Annotated in this window: 14 protein-coding genes; all 14 read left to right on the top strand. The window is 67.7% G+C overall.

Annotation, left to right across the window (positions count from 1 at the left end; genetic code table 11):
- Window positions 1-79: 79 nt before the first annotated feature.
- The 14 genes from AC5Y5E_RS23505 to eccA all read left to right on the top strand — a co-directional run bounded on the left by AC5Y5E_RS23505 (window position 80) and on the right by eccA (window position 18,226).
- Window positions 80-415, top strand: coding sequence for a DUF2710 family protein (locus tag AC5Y5E_RS23505; RefSeq protein ID WP_499905408.1), 336 nt, complete (start codon window positions 80-82; stop codon window positions 413-415).
- Window positions 416-422: 7 nt separating this feature from the next.
- Entirely contained in the window at window positions 423-1,247 is an 825-nt protein-coding gene (locus tag AC5Y5E_RS23500) for a transglycosylase SLT domain-containing protein (RefSeq protein WP_499905407.1), read from the top strand.
- A gap of 3 nt (window positions 1,248-1,250) precedes the next feature.
- Complete coding sequence (eccB, locus tag AC5Y5E_RS23495) at window positions 1,251-2,735, top strand: type VII secretion protein EccB (RefSeq protein ID WP_499905406.1); 1,485 nt, start codon at window positions 1,251-1,253, stop codon at window positions 2,733-2,735.
- Window positions 2,736-2,738: 3 nt separating this feature from the next.
- Window positions 2,739-6,947: a type VII secretion protein EccCa gene (eccCa, locus tag AC5Y5E_RS23490; protein WP_499905404.1), complete on the top strand. Its 4,209-nt coding sequence runs from the start codon at window positions 2,739-2,741 to the stop codon at window positions 6,945-6,947.
- Between the two features lie 290 nt (window positions 6,948-7,237).
- Window positions 7,238-7,537 carry a PE domain-containing protein gene (locus AC5Y5E_RS23485; RefSeq protein ID WP_499905402.1) on the top strand — a complete coding sequence of 100 codons (300 nt, stop codon included), beginning with the start codon at window positions 7,238-7,240 and terminating at the stop codon, window positions 7,535-7,537.
- 9 nt (window positions 7,538-7,546) lie between these two features.
- Window positions 7,547-8,740, top strand: a complete 1,194-nt coding sequence (locus AC5Y5E_RS23480) for a PPE domain-containing protein (protein ID WP_499905400.1) — start codon at window positions 7,547-7,549, stop codon at window positions 8,738-8,740.
- A gap of 130 nt (window positions 8,741-8,870) precedes the next feature.
- Window positions 8,871-9,197 (top strand): WXG100 family type VII secretion target, encoded by a 327-nt coding sequence (locus tag AC5Y5E_RS23475; RefSeq protein WP_499905399.1) that lies wholly within the window; start codon window positions 8,871-8,873, stop codon window positions 9,195-9,197.
- Window positions 9,198-9,229: 32 nt separating this feature from the next.
- Window positions 9,230-9,517: a WXG100 family type VII secretion target gene (locus tag AC5Y5E_RS23470; protein WP_499905397.1), complete on the top strand. Its 288-nt coding sequence runs from the start codon at window positions 9,230-9,232 to the stop codon at window positions 9,515-9,517.
- A 115-nt stretch (window positions 9,518-9,632) separates the two neighbouring features.
- Complete coding sequence (locus tag AC5Y5E_RS23465; protein ID WP_499905395.1) at window positions 9,633-10,463, top strand: ESX secretion-associated protein EspG; 831 nt, start codon at window positions 9,633-9,635, stop codon at window positions 10,461-10,463.
- A 123-nt stretch (window positions 10,464-10,586) separates the two neighbouring features.
- On the top strand, window positions 10,587-11,615 hold the full coding sequence (locus AC5Y5E_RS23460; RefSeq protein WP_499905394.1) for a MinD/ParA family ATP-binding protein: 1,029 nt from the start codon (window positions 10,587-10,589) through the stop codon (window positions 11,613-11,615).
- Window positions 11,612-13,141, top strand: coding sequence for a type VII secretion integral membrane protein EccD (gene eccD / locus AC5Y5E_RS23455; protein WP_499905392.1), 1,530 nt, complete (start codon window positions 11,612-11,614; stop codon window positions 13,139-13,141). The genes AC5Y5E_RS23460 and eccD overlap by 4 nt, the downstream gene beginning before the upstream one ends.
- The gene (mycP, locus tag AC5Y5E_RS23450) at window positions 13,126-14,796 is read left to right on the top strand and encodes a type VII secretion-associated serine protease mycosin (protein WP_499905391.1); all 1,671 of its coding nucleotides are present in this window, start codon (window positions 13,126-13,128) and stop codon (window positions 14,794-14,796) included. The genes eccD and mycP overlap by 16 nt, the downstream gene beginning before the upstream one ends.
- Window positions 14,793-16,373: a type VII secretion protein EccE gene (gene eccE / locus AC5Y5E_RS23445; RefSeq protein ID WP_499905390.1), complete on the top strand. Its 1,581-nt coding sequence runs from the start codon at window positions 14,793-14,795 to the stop codon at window positions 16,371-16,373. Before mycP ends, eccE begins: the two co-directional genes overlap by 4 nt.
- Window positions 16,374-16,387: 14 nt before the next feature.
- On the top strand, window positions 16,388-18,226 hold the full coding sequence (gene eccA / locus AC5Y5E_RS23440) for a type VII secretion AAA-ATPase EccA (RefSeq protein ID WP_499905388.1): 1,839 nt from the start codon (window positions 16,388-16,390) through the stop codon (window positions 18,224-18,226).
- The last annotated feature ends 1 nt before the right edge of the window (window position 18,227 follow it).

Raw genomic sequence — 18,227 nt, 5'->3', positions numbered from 1 at the left:
GTGGCAGCGACAGAAGGCAAGGGGGCGCGTGTGGATCGGGGCGGCCAAACCGGCACGTGGGCCAGAAGTTATGGGAGTTGTGGCTGAGGTGTCCGATACGGATGCGGCGCGCCCTGACGCGGCGGCGGATAAGGCATTGGTCGACCAGGTCTTGGCGGATCTAAAGGCGAATTTCGAGAAATGGGAGGCCGTGCTGGCCGCCCAGGAGTCGGTGACTTTTACCGCTGACGTTGGTGATGTCTACGCGGTGTGCAATTCCGACGGGCGGCTCACCGGGCTGTCGTTGGCCCCGCACGTGGTGACGTCATACTCGTGCCGGGAGTTGATGGACCGACTGAATATGGTTTTCGAGGCATTGCGCGAAGAAGCGCAGGCCGATTTCGATCGGAATTACGGTGGGGGAACCGTTGAATGATCCTGCGATGACGCGCGCGGTGGCCGCCTTGTCCCGGGGCCACCGCCTCTTCGCCGGCCGCGATCCCGGCCACCACGTCGGTGACACGCCCGCCCCGCTGCATGCCTATGCCGACGGGATACGGCAGGCGACGACTCGATCGGCTATCGCGGCGGGAAGGCTGCGACGGCTCGCCGAGTCCGACGGCTCGCTGGCCGCGATCCTGGCGACGGCTCATGCCGACCGCTTCCACGCGAAGACAGCGACGGAACTCAACCTGCACGCGGCTTTGGCCGATGCCGTGCCGGCGGCCGATACGCCGCTTGGTCGGCGCGAGGCGGTGGCTCGGATGGCCGGTCGGTTGCGCACGCAGCACGGGCACATCGTGCGGGCGCGTGCGCGCGCGCGGATGTTGGCACTGCGAATGCGGCGCCTGCGATACGGCCACGGCCACGGCCACGTCAACGGTGGCAACGGCCGCGCCGCGGTGCTGACAGCGATCCGTAAAGCCCTGGATATCAAGGGGATTCATGACCCAATGGCCCGCGCCCGCTGGGCGCGCGGCATGGAACTGGTGGCCCGCCGCGAATCCAACTACGACGCCTACGCCGAAAACAACTGGGACTCCAACGCCGCGAGGGGCACGCCGAGCAAGGGCGCGTGGCAGTTCATCGCCCCGACCTTCGCCGCCTATCACCAGCCCGGCACGTCGGCGAGCATCCACGACCTGGTAGCGCAGGCCTGCGCCTTCATCAACTACGCACAACGCCATTACGGCGTCGCCGTCGACGCGTCGGATCTGGCGGATCGGATCCAGCAGGCCGATCCGCGCCGCGGACCGAGGGGCTACTGAACAATGCCGTTGAGTTTGTCGAACCGCGACCAGAATTCGGGGCACCTGTTTTACAACCGGCGGCTGCGGGCGGCGACGACGCGCTTCTCCGTGCGGATGAAGCACGACGACCGCAAGCAGACCGCGGCCCTGGTGCTGTCGGTCGTGTTGGTGGCGATCGCCTCGGGCTGGATGGTGCTGCTCAACGTGATCAAACCCAGTGGTGTGGTGGGTGATTCGGCGATCATCGGTGACCGCGAATCCGGGGCCATCTACGCGCGCATCGAAGGCCGGTTGTACCCGGCACTCAACTTGACCTCGGCGCGGCTGGCGACGGGCACTGCCGGGCAGCCGACGTGGGTGAAACCCGCCGAGATCGCCAAGTATCCGACCGCGCCGCTGGTCGGCATCCCGGGCGCGCCGGCCGCCATGCATGTGAACCGGGGCGCGGTTTCGGCGTGGGCGGTGTGCGATACGGCGGGCAGGCCGCGCACCGCGGACAAACCCGTGGTGACCTCCATTGCCGGCCAGCTCGTCGGCGGCCGCGCCGCCCCAATGGCGAAGGACGCGGGGTTGCTGGCGACGTTTCAGGGCGCCACTTATGTGATCTGGGGCGGGAAACGCTCACAGATCGATCCCTCCGAAAGGGCGGTGACACTGAGCCTGGGCCTTGATCCGGGAGTCACTGTGCCGGTGGAGATCTCGCGCGCGCTCTTCGACGGAATGCCGGCCACGGAACCGCTTCGCGTCCCGAAGGTTCCCGAGGCCGGAACCCCGTCGAAGTGGCTGCCCGGATCACAGGTGGGGGCGGTGCTGCAGGCCCAAACCGCTGGCGGCGGCAGCCAGTTCTACGTGTTGCTCGCCGATGGGGTGCAAAAAGTCGGGGGCTTCGTGGCCGATCTGCTGCGCAGCACGAACTCCTACGGGTCGGCGTCGCCGCGGACGGTCACGCCGGACGTGCTGGTCAACATTCCCGAGGTGACTTCGCTGACGGTGGACTACTACCCGACCGGGCATCTGAATTTCATCGACTCCGCGGCAAATCCGACGACGTGCGTCGGGTGGGAGAAGGCTTCGACGGATCCGCAGGCCCGGGTCGCCATCTACAACGGGCGCGGGCTTCCGGTGCCCTCGTCGATGGACGACCGGATCGTGCGCCTGGTCCGCGACGATCGCGAACCGGCATCCGTCGTTGCCAATCAGGTGCTGGTGTTGCCGGGTGCGGCCAACTTCGTGACATCGACGAGCGGCGTGATCACCAGCGACTCAAGGGAATCGCTGTTCTGGGTGGCCGACAACGGCGTGCGGTTCGGCATCGCCTCCGACGATTCGACCCTGCGCGCGCTGGGGCTGGATCCATCGATGGCGGTTCAGGCGCCGTGGCCATTGTTGCGGACTTTTGCCGCGGGTCCGGCATTGTCGCAACAGGCGGCGTTGGTGGCGCGCGACACGGTGCCCGCGACGGGACAGGCGACGGTGGTGACGACATCGGCAAGGGCGGGAGGCTAGAAGGTGTCAAAGAGAGCGTTTCCCATCAACCGGATCAAGATCCAGCCGCCGAAACCCGTTCGGGTGGCGCCGAATGCGCCGATCGCCCTGCCCGAACGCGAACCACGCAACATCTGGGTGATGATCGGCGTTCCGGCCCTGATCGTCGCGCTGATCGGCACTGTCGTCATGCTCTACGTATCCGGGGTGCGTAGCCTCTCGACCGGGTTCTTCCCGTTGATGGGCATCGGCGCATTCAGCATGCTGGCGTTTTCAGGCCGGTTCGGACGCGCGCGCAAAATCACCTGGGGGGAGCTGGAAAAGGGCCGCCGGCGCTACCTGCGCGACCTCGACGGCAACCGCGACGAGATCCAGACCGCGGTGTGCGCGCAGCGCCGTTGGCAGCAGTCGGTGCATTCCGATCCCCGCGGGCTGGGCGCCATCATCGGCGGTCCGCGGATGTGGGAGCGCGGCCGCGGCGACGTCGACTTCCTGGAGGTGCGACTGGGCACCGGCGTGCAGCACGCCCCTGATTCGGTGTTGTCCGTGACGTGGCCCGACATCGCCTCCGACGAGGAGCTGGAGCCCGTCACCGGCCAGGCGCTCCGCGATTTCATCCTGGAACAACGCAAGATTCGCGACATCGCCAAGGTGGTGAACCTGCGATCGGCCCCGGGTTTCAGCTTCGTCGGTGAGGATCTGAACCGCGTCCGGTCGCTGATGCGCTCGGTGCTGTGCTCGCTCGCGGTGTTCCACAACCCGCGCGACGTCAAGCTGATGGTGGTCACCCGCAACCCCGAGCTGTGGTCGTGGATGGTGTGGCTACCGCACAACCTGCACGACGAGCTGTTCGATGCGTGCGGGTGGCGGCGCCTGATCTTCGCCACGCCCGAGGAGCTCGAGGCGGCGCTGGGCGCCGAGCTGCACATGAAGGGCAGGCGCGGCCAGTGGACGCCGTTGACCGCGGCGAGCCCGACCACCCTCGGCTCGACGCTCGAGACCGCCCAACCCGACGCCGGTGCCGACCTCGGCCCGCACTGGGTGATCGTGGACGACAACACCGGCAGCCCGGAGGCATGGGAGAGCGTGGTCGGCCAAGTCGGCAAGGCCGGAATCACGGTGCTGCGCATAGCCTCTCGGCCCGGAATCGGGGTTGGGTTCGACAGGGACCAGCTCTACGAGATGAGCGAGCGGCACACCGTCGTCGACGGTGTCACCAACGGCGCGGAAAGGGCCCGCCGCAACGGGGACGGCGGCGCGGACGACGACGCGCGCCCGGCGCCGCTCCTGCGCACCGGCGGCAAGTTCTTCGCCCACGCGGACCAGCTGTCGATCCCCAGGGCCTATCGGTATGCGCGCTCGATGGCGCGGTGGTCACCGACCAGCAGCGCCGAGATCGCCGATTCGACCAGTGGCGCCGCCGAACTTCTGCGGGCGCTGGGAATCAGCGACCCCCGTGAACTGGATGTCGACCGGCTGTGGGCAGAGCGGCGCGGCCGCGGCGACGAGCGGTGGTGCGAGATCCCGGTTGGAGCCAAGCCAAACGGCGAGCTGCAGAACGTGATCATCCGCGCAAAGGACTTCGGCGGGTTCGGGTTCCACTCGGTGGTGATCGGGACCAGTGGCTCGGGCAAGTCGGAGTTCTTCCTGTCATTGGTGTACGGCATCGCGCTCACTCACTCACCCGAGACGTTCAACGTCATTTTCGTCGACATGAAGTTCGAATCGGCGGCGCAGGACATCCTGGGCATCCCCCATGTGGTGGCCGCGCTGTCGAACCTCGGCAAGGACGAACGGCATCTGGCCGAGCGGATGCGCCGCGTCATCGACGGTGAAATCAAGCAGCGGTACGAGCTTTTCACATCGGTGGGGGCGCGGGACGCCAACGACTACGAGGAGATCCGCCTGGCCGGGCGCGACCTGCCGCCGGTGCCGGTGCTGCTGGTCATCGTCGACGAATACCTCGAGCTGTTCGCCAACCACGACAAGTGGATCAACCTGATCATCCACATCGGTCAGGAAGGCCGCGGCGCCAACGTCTTCTTCATGCTGGGCGGCCAGCGTCTGGACCTGTCATCGCTGCAGAAAGTCAAGTCCAACATCGCATTTCGCATCGCGCTGCGCGCGGAATCCGGCGACGACAGCCGCGAGGTGATCGGCACCGACGCTGCCTACCACCTGCCCTCGAAGGAAAACGGCTTCGCGCTGCTCAAAGTGGGTCCTCGCGACCTGGAGCCGTTCCGCTGCTTTTACCTGTCCGCGCCGTTCGTCCTGCCCAAGAAGAGCCAGGTAGTCCGGACCGTGGACATGACACTGACGCAGCCCCGGCTCTACAACTGGCAATATCAGCCGTTGGACTCCGCGGACGCCGCGGCGTTGGAGGCGGCGTCGGCCACCGACGAGGAACCCGACGAGTTCCTTTTGCACGAGGACGGTTTCAAGAAGAAGAAGATCGTGGACGTGCTGCGGGAGTCGCTGCACACGGTGCCGCACCGGGCGCCGCGCCGGCCGTGGCTCGAACCGCTGGAGCACCCCGAACCCGTTGACGCCCTGGTGTCGGGGTGGCGCGGAAAGCCGTGGCACGACGACTACGGCCGCAACCCGGGCCTGGTGTTCCCGGTGGGCATCATGGACATCCCGGAAGAATCCAAGCAGGTCGTGTATTCCGTTGATGCGTTGCGCAGCAACATCATCGTGGTGGGCGCCAAACAGCGCGGCAAAACGACCACGATGATGACGCTGATGTGCTCGGCGGCGTTGATGTACACGCCGTCGCGGGTGACGTTCTTCTGCGTCGGGGGGGCGACCATGGCCCAGGTCGGCTCCCTGCCGCATATCGCGGACATCGTGTCGCCCAAGGACACCGAGGGCATCGAGCGCATCTTGAGCAGCATGGACGCGCTGATCGACGCTCGCGAGGACGCATTCCGGCGCGCCAACATCGACCTCGACGGGTTCCGCGAGAGGCGGTTCGGGCCCGGCAGTGACGGGCTGGGCGGGACCGACCCGAACGACCCGTTCGGCGATGTGTTCGTGGTGGTCGACGACTACGACGACCTCTACACCAAAGACATGCTTTTGGGGGATCGCATCATCTCGCTGAGCAGCCGCGGTCCCGAATATGGGGTGCACGTGATGTGCAGCGCGGGCGGCTGGATTCACGGGCAGCGGCAGAAGCTGCTGCAGAATGCCACCGCGCGCATCCAATTGCGGCTGGCCGAGCCGGGCGAGAGTCAGATGGGGCACTCGGCGATCGAGTCGCGCGAGGCGGCCCGTCGAACGGTGAACCGCCCCGGTTTTGGTCTGACGGACTCGCTACACGAATTGTTGGTCGGCCTTCCCAAGGTGGTCGACGCGGCGACCCGCACGCTCGTGGACACCCCGGACGTCGGCGCGCGCATCGCCGAGGTCGCCGGAGTCACCAAACACGCTGTCCTGCAACGGTTGCCGGAACGGGTGGAGCTGAGCGCGATTCTGGCGGCGCACGCCGGCGCCGAGGACCTGTCGATCGCGTTCGCGATCGGCGAGCGCCACCAGCTGGGCCCCGTGCCCCTGCGGCTGTCGGAGAGCCCAGGCATGATGATTCTCGGCCGGCAAGGCTGCGGAAAGAGTATGTCGCTGGTGGCCATCGGCGAGGCGGTCATGAGCCGGTTCAGTCCCGAAGAGGCCCAACTGACGCTGATCGACCCCAAGGCCGCCCCGCACGGCCTACGGGACCTGCATGCCCCGGGCTACGTGCGCGCCTACGCCTACGACCAGGACGAGATCGACCGGGTCATCACCGAACTTGCCCAGCAAGTCCTGCTGCCGCGGTTGCCACCCAAGGGCCTCAGCCAGGAGGAGCTGCGCGCGCTCAAGCCGTGGGAGGGGACCCGGCACTTCGTGCTCATCGACGACGTCCAGGACCTGCGGACGGCCCAGACGCAGAGCTACCCCGCGACGGGACCGGTCGGCGCGGCGCTGTGGATGCTGATGGAGCGCGCCCGGCAGATCGGCCTGCACGTGTTCACAACGCGCAACAGCACCAACTGGGCGACGCTGCAGATGGACCCGTGGATTAGGTATCAAACGTCGGCGAAAGTGGCGCAGCTTTACATGGACAACGATCCGCAAAACAAAATCAATCGGATCCTTCGCGCACAAGTGTTGCCGCCAGGGCGCGGCTTGCTGGTGACCGACGAGTCCGATGTCGAAGGAATTTTAGTCGGGTTGCCGTCCGTATTCGCCGGATAATAGCGACCGCTAATTCGGCGCAAATAAATTGCGAACCCTCCGCAAGGTGAAAACGCCAATTTCGGCCCGAGGCACCGAGAGTGACGCACGTTACAGAAGTGACCCCCGCGATCTCTGGGTTGCAAGTGACACTAATTAGACGCAAGTACAACGGCTCTGAACGCGGCAGTGAAGCGAATTTGATGATGGGAGATTAGCGGTTAGGAATTGTGAATACGCGATCTCCTCGCAGGCACTAGACTGATCAGCATTCGCAGTGAGTCGCCTGCGAGAACGTTCGGAGGGAAATTATGTCGTTCTTCGTACAGCCCGAGGCTGTCTTGGGCTCAGCCGGGGCGGAATCGGCAATCAGCGCGGAAGTCGAAGGGGCGGCCGCGTCCGCCGCGCCCGCACTGCTCGGCACGCTGCCCATGGGCAACGACCCCGACTCGGCCCTTTTCAGCACGGCTCTGAACGCGTGCGGTGGCGCCTACCTGGGTGTGGTCCAGGAGCACGCGGTGCAGCGGGGATTGTTCGCGGGAACGCAGAGCGTCGCGTCGTGCGTCTACACCGCGACGGAGGCGGCGCGAAGCCTGGCGCTCGGGCTGTAAGCGGCGCTCATGCCTGATCCTGGGTGGGCGGCGCGTCCACCCGAAGCAAACGACCTCCTGCTCAAGCTCGGGACCGGCGTGGCCACGATGTTGGCCAACGGAGCGGCCTGGACCGCCTTGGGCGCCAGTCACCACGCTTCGGCCAGCGCGTCGATGATCAACACCGTCGTCACCTCGGCGGGTTGGCTGGGCATGGGGTCGGTGGGTTCGGCCGCGAGCGCCACCGCGCTCAACGCGTCGCTGCATGGGCTGGCCGGCTGGGTGGACATGAAGCCGGCGGTGGTCTCGGCGGCGATCGCGGCCTATCAGACGGCCAACGCCGCGATGCGCCCGGAGCCGGAGTGCACGGCGAACCGCGTCGAATGTGCCGCCGACTACCACATCAACCCGATCGTGTTCGGGGCGCTGACGCCGCGCATCGGCTCGCTGGAGTTCGAGTACTACGGGGTGATGTGGCCGAACAACTCCGCGACCGGCGCCACCTACGGCGCCGCGCTCGCGGCGCTGGCCGAAAGTTTGGCTATACCACCGCCGTTGGCCACCATGGGTGCCTCGCCGGTGGCCCCCGCAGAGGCGGCCTCGGCGGTCGGTCAGGCGGCGGCCGATGCCGCAGCCGGCGACGGCATGCGCTCGGCCTTCCAGGGTGTGCAGTCCGGCACCACCGGCGCCGGCCAGGCCGCGTCGGGCGGCCAGGACATGGGCAGCCAAATCGGCACATTCATGCAGCCCCTGCAGTCGATGATGGGTGCGGTCCCGCAGGCGCTGCAGGCGCCGTCGCAGCTGATGCAGGCGCCGATGAGCGCGATGCAGCCGCTGCAGTCGATGATGGGCATGTTCGCCAATCCCGGCGCACTTGGTGCCGGTGCGGCTACCCCCGCCTCGGCGGTCAGCGCGATTTCCGCGGCGCCCGGGGCGGCGGGCGGCCTCGGCGGCGGAGGGGCCTCGCTCGGCGGCACCGGCATGCCCGCGACCACCTTCACCCGGCCGGTCAGCGCGTTCGAGCCGGGCAGCAGTGGCCGCCCGGTGGGGTTGCGGCCCAGCGGTGCCCTGGGTGCCGAATCGGTGCGTTCCCCGACGACGACAACGCCGGGCGGCACTGGCGTCGGCGGCATGCCGGTGGGCCATGCGGCCGGCGGACACGGTGGGTCGCACAAGAAGTCCGAGCAGCCCGCCACGGTCCGCGTCGTCGACGAAAGAGTTTGAAACGGCCTGCTCAGAGGGTGAATCGACACATCTGAACAGCCGCCATACACTTCGACGCATCCCCCCGGGGAGGCACAGGGGAAACAACAAAACAAAAGGGAACCGCTAGCCGGAGAAGGAGAAGGCAACCGTGTCAATTCGTGTGGACGGAGACGTGCTGCGCAGCACGAGCGATGCGATCCAATCGCATATGGAGCATGCAATCGCGATCGCGCAGGGCTACCTCGCCAACCAGGAAAACGTGATGAACCCCGCGACATGGTCGGGTGACGCCGTTGTCGCCTCGCATGTCACGGCTTCTGAAGTGTCGAACGACCTGAACAAGATCCTGACGGGTGGCACGCGCCTGGCCGAGGGCCTCAAGCAGGCGGCGGCGCTGATGGAAGGTCATGAGGCCGACTCGCAAGCCGCCTTCCGCGCCCTGTTCGGCGGCACCGCGAACAACATCACTCAATAGAGACCCCGTATCGCTTCAGAGAGGAATTCACCATGACAAATCCCATCGCTTACAACCCCGGGCCCGTGGCTGATTTCGCCGCGGATGTGGGTTCTCGTGCCGGTCAGCTCGACGCCATTCACGCCGACGTTGCGAACAAGACCAACGCCCTTCAGGAATTCTTCGCGGGCGTCGGCGCAATGGGCTTCTTCGATGCGCAATACCAAATGCTGTCGGGACTGCAGGGCCTCGTCGACACGGTGCGCCAGCACGGTCAGACGACCGGTCACGTGCTCGAGGCCGCAATCCAGACCGACCGCCAAATCGGCCACCTGTTCTGAAATCGCCTGCCCCGGAGGCGCTTCGGCGCCTCGGGGCCGTGACCAAGGTTGGGCGCCGGGTCCGCACGTGCCCCACCTTCGGTATGTGCGGCGAGTGGGCTGAGGTGAATTTGGCGTGCTAACAACGACAATCGACGGCCTGTGGGCGTTGCAGGCGGTGACCGGGGTGGAGCAGCTGTGCCCCGAACTGGGCCTCCGGCCGCTGTTGCCGCGGCTGGAGACCCCGGAGATGGCCCTGCGCCACCCGATCGTCGCCGAACTCAAAGCCTGCGGAGCCCTCGACGAGTCCGGCAACGCCGACCCAATGATCCGGGAATGGATGACCGTCCTGTTGCGGCGCGACCTCGGGCTACTGCTCCTGATCAACGTGCCGGGGCGCGAGCCCACCCGCGCGGCCATCTGCCGGTTCGCCAGTTGGTGGGTGGTGCTGGAACGCCACGGTGACCTGGTACGGCTCTACCCGGCCGGCACCGCGAGCGAATCGGCCACGGCCACCGAGCTCGTGGTGGGCCAAGTCGAACGGCTCTGCGGGGTCGCCGAAGCCGCGCCGCTGCGGCCGGTGACGCTCGATACCGCGGAGCTGCTCGCGTCGGTGCGCGACGCCGCCAGCCTGAAATCGTTTCTGCTCAAGCAACATTTGGATGTCGACCAGCTGCACATCCTCACCATGGCCGCCGATCCCGAACGCTCGGCGCACGCGGCGATCGTCGCGGTGCAGGCTGGCGTCGGACCCGAACAAACGGCCCGTTTTGTGATCGCGGACTCGTCGGTCGCGATCATGGACACCATGGCCGGACGGCTGTGCGTTGAAGGCGTGATGTCGGGCGGACGCCGCTACCAGGTTCTCTCGCCGGGGTCGCGCAGCGACATCGGTGCGGCCGTGCAGCGCCTCATTCAAAGCCTGCCTGCCGGCGAGGAGTGGTACTCCTACCGGCGCGTCGTCTGACAACGCCGCAAAAGAGGCGTTACAACCAATCCTCGGAATGGCAAACCCGAGCGTCCTGCTAATGCACTTCGCGGGTTTGATCGCGTAAACGGCCTATCCCAAATCGTGTTAGAGTCGACTGTCGTGACGACCTCTTGGAATGACCCCAATATGTACGACGAAGAGAGGCTTGGGCGGGGGGAACCGCCAGCGGCGCGCTACCGGGATTCGGTATCGGACACAATGCGTATTACCGATTTAGCCGCACCCCGAAAAATCCCGCCGGGCTCCGGTTGGCGTAAATTCATTTACAACATTTCATTCCGCAATATAAACCTCGGGGAATCACCCAGGGAACGGCATTATCGTGAATTAAAAGAACGCATCCGGCGGCACATCCGGCGGCAGTTCGTCATCACCCTGGTCTCGGGCAAGGGCGGGGTCGGGGTGTCGACCATGGCCGCCTGCATCGGTGGTGTCTTTCGCGAGTGCCGCCCGACGAACGTGATCGCGATCGACGCCGTCCCCGGTTTTGGGACCCTCGCGGACCGCATCGACGAGTCGCCGCCCGGCGACTACACCGCGATCATCAACGACACTGACGTCCAGGGCTACGCCGACATCCGGGAACACCTGGGCCAAAACGTGGTCGGGCTCGACGTGCTGGCCGGCAATCGGACGTCCGACCAGCCCCGCCCGCTGGTGCCGGCGATGTTCGCCGGCGTCCTCGCGCGGCTCCGGCGAACCCACAACGTCATGGTGGTGGACACCGCCCCGGACCTCGAACACCCCGTCATGAAGACCGTCTTGGACAACACCGACACCCTGGTGTTCGTCTCCGGCATCACCGCGGACCGCTCCCGGCCGGTACTGCGAGCCATCGACTTCCTCAGCGCGCAGGGCTATCACGAGCTGGTCTCGCACAGCACGGTGATCATCAACCACACCGACAGCGCGGTCGACAAGGACGCCTTGGCGTACCTGACCGAGCGGTTCACCAAGGTGGGCGCGACCGTGGAAGTGATGCCGTTCGATCCCCACCTGGCAAAGGGCGGGATCATCGACACGGTCCACGAGTTGAAGAAGAAGTCGCGGCTACGGCTCTTCGAAATCACCGCGGCGCTCGCCGATAAGTACGTGCCCGACGCCGGCGCCGAGAGGGCCCAGCAGTGACCTCGCCCCACAAGGTCGCCTTCCCGGCGCGGTGTGCGGTCAACATCTCCTACGACCGGCACCTGTGCTCACAGGTGTTCCCCGCGGGAACGCCGATGGAGGGCTTCTTCGAGGGCATGGTCGAACTGCTCAGCGACGACCTGAAACGAAAGGGCTTCGACGGGGTCGCGCTGCCTCCGGGCAGCTACGAGCTGCACAAGGTGAACGGCGTGCGCCTCGACATCAACAAGAGCCTCGACGAGCTCGGCGTCCAAGACGGCGACACGCTGGTGCTGGTGCCGCGGGTCGACGGCGAATCCTTTGAACCGCAATACGAATCGTTGTCGACGGCGCTGGCGGCCATGGGCAAGTGGCTGGGCCGCGACGGCGGGGACCGGATGTTCGCACCCGTGACCGCGTTGACGGCCGCCCATACGGCGATCGCGATCGCCGCGATGGCGGTCGGCGTGGTGGCCGGGTTGACCTTGCGGGAGCGCACCTTTACCGACGGCCTGGGGCCGGCGGCCGTTGCGGGCGGGGTCGGTGTGCTCCTGGCTATCGCGTCGATCGTCGTGTTCACCGGATGGCCGCAGCGGCGCGACATGTTCAGCGGATTTGCTTGGCTGACGGTGCTTTTGGTCGCCGTGGCCGGCGCATGGGCGCCGCCCGGGAGGCTCGGCGCCCCGCACGCGCTGATCGGGCTCGTGGTGGTGATCCTGGGCGCCATCGCGATCAGCGCAGCGACGCGGAAGCGGTGGCAGACCGCGGCGGCGACCGCGGTGGTGACGGTGTGCGGGATCGCCGCAGCGGTCGCCGCCGCCCGGATGTTCTCGCCGGTGTCGGTGCAGGTGCTGTCGATCTGCGTCTTGTTCGGATTGCTCGTGCTGGTGCGGATGGCGCCGACAATCGCGCTGTGGGTGGCGAGGGTGCGCCCGCCGCACTTCGGATCCATCACGGGGCGTGACCTTTTCGCGCGCCGCGAGGGCATGCCCGTGGACACGGTGTCGCCGGTCAGCGCGAAGGAAACCGAGGACGAGGACGACGAACTCACCGACATCACCGCCCGGGGCGCCGCGATCGCCGCGTCGGCGCGGTTGGTCAACGCCATCCAGGTGGGCCTGTGCGTCGGGGTGTCTGCGGTGCTGCCGGTCGCGGTGTGGGGGGTGCTGGCGCCGGGTCGTCGCTGGGCGTGGTTGGCGCTGCTGGTCGCCGGTCTCGTGGTGGGCATCTTCATCACCCAGGGTCGCGGATTCGCCGCCAAGTACCAGGCGGTCGCGCTGGTGTGTGGCGCGTGCGCGGCGGTGTTCGCCGGTGTCGTCAAGTACGCGCTGACCGGGCCCAGAAGCCTGCAAGCCGCCCTGGTGTGGCCGGTAGCGCTGGTCGTGGCCTTCGCCGCATTGGGTTTGGCCGCAGCGCTTTTAGTGCCCGCGACGCGGTTTAGGCCGTTGATCCGGCTGACCGTGGAGTGGCTCGAGGTGCTGGCCATGATCGTGTTGCTGCCGGCCGCCGCGGCCTTGGGAGGGCTGTTCACTTGGCTTCGCCACTGAAACCGGTGTGCGCTCGGGCGGCCGCGATCACCGCAGCCCTGATCCTGGTCGCAACCACGGGCAATATTCCCGCTGCCCAAGCCATCTCACCACCCAAGGTGGACCCGGCCATGGTTCCCCCGGACGGGCCGCCGCGACCCGACCAACCGATGCGGCGCGGCAACAGCTGCTCGGTGCCGATCACCGTGAAGACGCCCGACGTCTCGCAGCTGGCGCCCGGCTTCGACCTACTCAACATCAGCCGTGCTTGGCAATACAGCACGGGTAACGGGGTCGCCGTCGCGGTCATCGACACGGGGATCACGCCCAGCCCCCGGTTGCCGGTCGTTCCCGGCGGGGACTACATCATGGGCGAGGACGGCCTGTCGGATTGCGACGCGCACGGCACCGTTGTCGGCGCCATCATTGGGGCGGCGCCGCAGGGCCTGGTGCCGATGCCACGCCCGATCCCGCCCGCGCCGGCCTTCCCGCCGCCGGCCGCGCCCCCGCCGGCGGCCGGGGCGCCCGCGCCTCCCGTCGAAGTCCCGCCTCCGGCGCCACCGCCACCGCCGCCACCGCCGGTGACCATCACCCTCGTTCCGCCACCACCACCGCCGCCCCCACCGCCACCGCCGGAGGCCGGCGCGATGGCGCCCTCCAACGGACCGCCCGACCCGCAAACCGAGGACGAACCCGCGGTGCCGCCACCCCCGCCGGGAGCCCCCGACGGGGTGGTCGGGGTGGCCCCGCACGCGACCATCATCTCGATACGCCAGTCGTCGCGAGCCTTCGAGCCGGTGAATCCTGCTCCGGCGGACCCGAACTCGGACGAGAAGGTCAAAGCCGGCACGCTGAACACCCTGGCGCGCGCGGTCGTGCACGCGGCGAACATGGGCGCGAAGGTGATCAACATCTCGGTGACGTCGTGCCTGCCGGCCGCGTCCTCGACCGACCAACGGGCGCTCGGCGCCGCGCTCTGGTACGCGGCGACCGTCAAGGACGCGGTGATCGTCGCCGCGGCCGGCAACGACGGGGAAGGCGGCTGCGACAACAACCCAATGTTCGACCCGTTGGACCCGGCGGATCCGCGTGACTGGCACCAGGTCAAGGTGATCTCGTCGCCGTCGTGGTTCTCGGACTACGTCCTGTCGGTGGGCGGTGTCGATGCCGGCGGGGCCCCGATCGACAAGAGTATGTCGGGTCCGTGGGTCGGTGTCGCCGGGCCCGCGACGCACATCATGGGCCTGTCGCCCCAGGGCGGCGGACCGGTCAACGCGTACCCGCCGTCGCGGCCGGGCGAGAAGAACATGCCGTTCTGGGGTACCAGCTTCTCGGCGGCATACGTCAGCGGCATCGCCGCGCTGGTGCGCGCGAAATACCCTGACCTGAGCTCACATCAGGTGATCAACCGGATCGTGCAGTCGGCCCACAACCCGCCGGCCGGCGTCGACAACAAGGTGGGCTACGGCCTGGTGGATCCGGTCGCCGCGCTGACGTTCAACATCCCTCCCGGCGACAAGCTGCCCCCGGGCGCGCAAACCCGTGTCATCACGCCGCCCGCGCCTCCGCCGCCGCCGGATCATCGCGCGCGCAACATCGCGATCGGCTTCCTCGGCCTCGTGGGCGCCGGTGTGTTGGTCGTGGCCGTTGGCGCGCGACTGCGGAGGGCGCGATGAGGTCGCGGCTTACCGGGTTCAGCCCGGGCAGTAACCGGCGGGTCGTCGGGATACTGGTGGTGTTCCTCCTCGCGCTGGCGGGCTGGGTGGTCGGCGGCTATTTCGGCGCCGCGGTGGCCGCGGGGGTGGGCGCCGCGGTGGTGTTTGTGCGGTGGCGGGGCCAGCCGTCGTGGTCGTGGGCAGTCCTGTGGCTGCGGGGTCGGCGGCCGATTACATGGGATGAGCCGATCACGGTGGCCAGCAACCGATCCGGCGGCGGTGTACGCGTCGAAGACGGTGTGGCGGTGGCGGCGGTGCAGCTGCTCGGCCGGGCGCACCGGGCTACCACGGTGACCGGCTCGGTCAGCGTCGAGACCGAGAACGTCATCGATGTCGTCGACCTGGTGCCTCTGCTGCAGCACCCGCTGGGTCTGCAGCTCGACTCGATCAGCGTCGTGTCGATCGGGTCGCGGTGCGGCAACGTCGGCGACTATCCGCGGGTGTACGACGCGGAGATCGGCACCCCGCCGTATGCCGGGCGCCGTGAGACGTGGTTGATCCTGCGGCTGCCGGTGATCGACAATGCCAATGCGCTGCGGTGGCGCACAACCCTTGGCGCGACGGCGATTTCGGCAGCGCAACGGATCGCCGGACTGCTGCGCTGCCACGGGTTGCGGGCGAAGGTGGCCACCGCCACGGACCTGATCGAACTCGATCGGCGGCTTGGCTGGGACGCGGTGTCCGGCACCATGCAGAAGTGGAAGGCCGTGCGGGGTGAGGCCGGATGGATGACGACGTATGCGTATCCCGCCGAGGCGATCAACTCCCACGTTCTTGCACAGGCCTGGACGCTGCGCGTCGACGAGGTCATCCAAAACGTGACGGTGTATCGGGACGGGAACTGCACCGCAACGGTCACCGTGCGCACACCCACGCAGGCGCCGAGCCCGCCGAGCGTCATCCTGCGCCGGCTCAACGGTGAGCAGGCGGCCGCCGCGGCGGCCAACATGTGCGGCCCGCGCCCCTTCCTGCGCGGACTGAGACGAAGTCCGTTGCCGCAGAGCTTGATCCTGGAAATCGGCCCGTCGGGAGTGTTGGTCGGCAAGTTGAGCAACGGCGACCGACTGATGATCCCGGTCACCGACGCCGGGGAGCTGTCAAGGGTGTTCATCGCCGCCGACGACGCGATCGCCAAACGGATCGTGATCCGCACCGCCGGAGCCGGCGAACGGGTCTGCGTGCACACCCGCGACCTGAAGCGCTGGGCCAGCGTGCGGATGCCTGTGGTCAGCATCGTCGCCACCTCGCGGCCGACGCCGCGCACCACCGTCAGTGTCGTCGAACTCGGCCGTCCGGACGCCAGGGACGTCGCGATCTCGCCCGCGCCCCGGCCGGCGACCGTGATCACCGTCGCGCCGGCCGGCACGGCGCTGCCCGACGGCCACGGGCAGGCGTTCGAGGTCGCCATCCAACAGGTGAGCGGCGCGACGGTGCGGGTCACCGCGGCGGGGGAGACCTGGCTGGTCGACATGGACCTCTTCCGCGCGGAGAACCGCTACGTCAACCTCGAGTCGGTCGCGATGTCGTTCGCAACCTGAGGACGGTGCAGGCAATGGGGGACTTGCTCACGGCGCGTAGGCATTTCGACCGCGCAATGGCGACCATGGACCGGCAGGGGCGCGCCGCTGCATTGCCGGAATTCGTCGCCGCCACCGAAGCCGACCCGTCGATGGCCGACGCCTGGCTCGGCCGGGTCGCCTGCGGGGACAACGACTTGGCATCGCTCAAGCGGCTCAACCATCACCGCGAATGGCTGCACCGCGAGACCACCCGGATCGGCCGCACACTCGCGGCCGAGATGCAGTTGGGCCCCTACATCGGCATCACGGTCACCGACGCGTCCCAGGTGGGCCTGGCGCTGTCCTCGGCGCTGACGATCGCCGGCGAATATGCCGAGGCGGATCGGCTTTTGGCTAACCGCGAGCTGCTCGACTCGTGGGGCAACTTCCAGTGGCACCAGCTGGCCCGGGCGTTCCTGATGTACGCGACGCAACGCTGGTCGGACGTGTTGTTGACGGCCGCGGAGGAGCTGCCCCCACAGGCGATCATCATGTCGGCGGTGACGGCGTCGATCTGCGCGCTGGCAGCCCACGCCGCCGCTCATCTCGGACAGGGCCGGGTCGCGCTGGACTGGCTGGATCGCGTCGACGTGATCGGCCAGAACACGTCGTCGAGCCGGTTCGGCGCCGAGGTGCTGACGGCCTCGATCGGCCCGGCCGACATTCCGCTGCTGGTAGCGGATTTGGCGTACGTGCGGGGCATGGTGCACCGCCAGCTGCACGAGGAGGATCGCGCCCAGATCTGGCTGTCCAAGGCGACCATCAACGGGGTGCTGACCGATGCGGCGAAGGCCGCGCTGGCCGACCCGAACCTACAGCTGGTGGTGACCGACGAGCAGACCATCGCCAGCCGCACCGACAAGTGGGACGCCGCGACGGCGAAAAGCCGCGAGCAGCTCGACGATGCTGACGCTGCCGAGCGGCGCGCCGAGCTGTTGGCCGAGGGCCGCCGGCTGTTGGCCAAACAGGTGGGCCTCGCGGCGGTCAAGCAGGCGGTGTCGGCGCTGGAAGACCAACTCGAGGTGCGGATGATGCGGCTCGAGCATGGGCTACCGGTGGAGGGGCAGACCAACCACATGCTGCTCGTGGGGCCACCCGGGACCGGCAAGACGACCACCGCCGAGGCGCTGGGCAAGATCTACGCCGGGATGGGCATCGTGCGCCACCCCGAAATCCGGGAGGTCCGAAGGTCCGACTTCTGCGGCCACTACATCGGGGAATCCGGACCCAAGACCAACGAGCTGATCGAAAAGTCGCTGGGCCGAATCATTTTCATGGACGAGTTCTACTCGCTGATCGAGCGCCACCAGGATGGCACGCCGGACATGATCGGCATGGAAGCCGTCAACCAGCTACTGGTCGCACTGGAAACCCATCGATTCGACTTCTGCTTCATCGGCGCGGGCTACGAGGATCAGGTGGACCAATTCCTCACCGTCAACCCGGGTTTGGCGGGCCGGTTCAACCGCAAGCTGCGGTTCGAGTCGTATTCGCCGGCCGAGATCGTCGAGATCGGGCAACGCTACGCCTCGCCCCGGGCCAGCCTGCTCGACGACGGCGCGCGGGAGGCGTTTCTGGACGCGGCGACGACGATCCGCAACTACACCACTCCCGGCGGTCAGCACGGGATCGACGCCATGCAGAACGGCCGGTTCGCCCGCAACGTCATCGAGCGCGCCGAGGGATTCCGCGATACCCGCGTCGTCGCCCAGAAGCGGTCGGGCCAGCCGGTGACCGTCGAGGATCTGCAGATCATCACGGCCGCCGATATCGAGGCGGCGGTGCGCAGCGTGTGTTCGGACAACCGCGACATGGCCGCCATCGTTTGGTAGC

It is taken from the genome of Mycobacterium sp. NGS54 (assembly GCF_059812465.1).
Note: the sequence above shows the minus strand (reverse complement) of the source record. Positions and strands in the feature narration are given on the sequence as shown.

Coding starts and splice junctions, on each gene's coding strand:
- eccE (WP_499905390.1), top strand. CDS start 14,793: ATGAGGTCGCGGCTTACCGGGTTCAGCCCGGGCAGTAACCGGCGGGTC.
- AC5Y5E_RS23480 (WP_499905400.1), top strand. CDS start 7,547: ATGCCTGATCCTGGGTGGGCGGCGCGTCCACCCGAAGCAAACGACCTC.
- AC5Y5E_RS23470 (WP_499905397.1), top strand. CDS start 9,230: ATGACAAATCCCATCGCTTACAACCCCGGGCCCGTGGCTGATTTCGCC.
- eccB (WP_499905406.1), top strand. CDS start 1,251: ATGCCGTTGAGTTTGTCGAACCGCGACCAGAATTCGGGGCACCTGTTT.
- AC5Y5E_RS23500 (WP_499905407.1), top strand. CDS start 423: ATGACGCGCGCGGTGGCCGCCTTGTCCCGGGGCCACCGCCTCTTCGCC.
- eccA (WP_499905388.1), top strand. CDS start 16,388: ATGGGGGACTTGCTCACGGCGCGTAGGCATTTCGACCGCGCAATGGCG.
- AC5Y5E_RS23485 (WP_499905402.1), top strand. CDS start 7,238: ATGTCGTTCTTCGTACAGCCCGAGGCTGTCTTGGGCTCAGCCGGGGCG.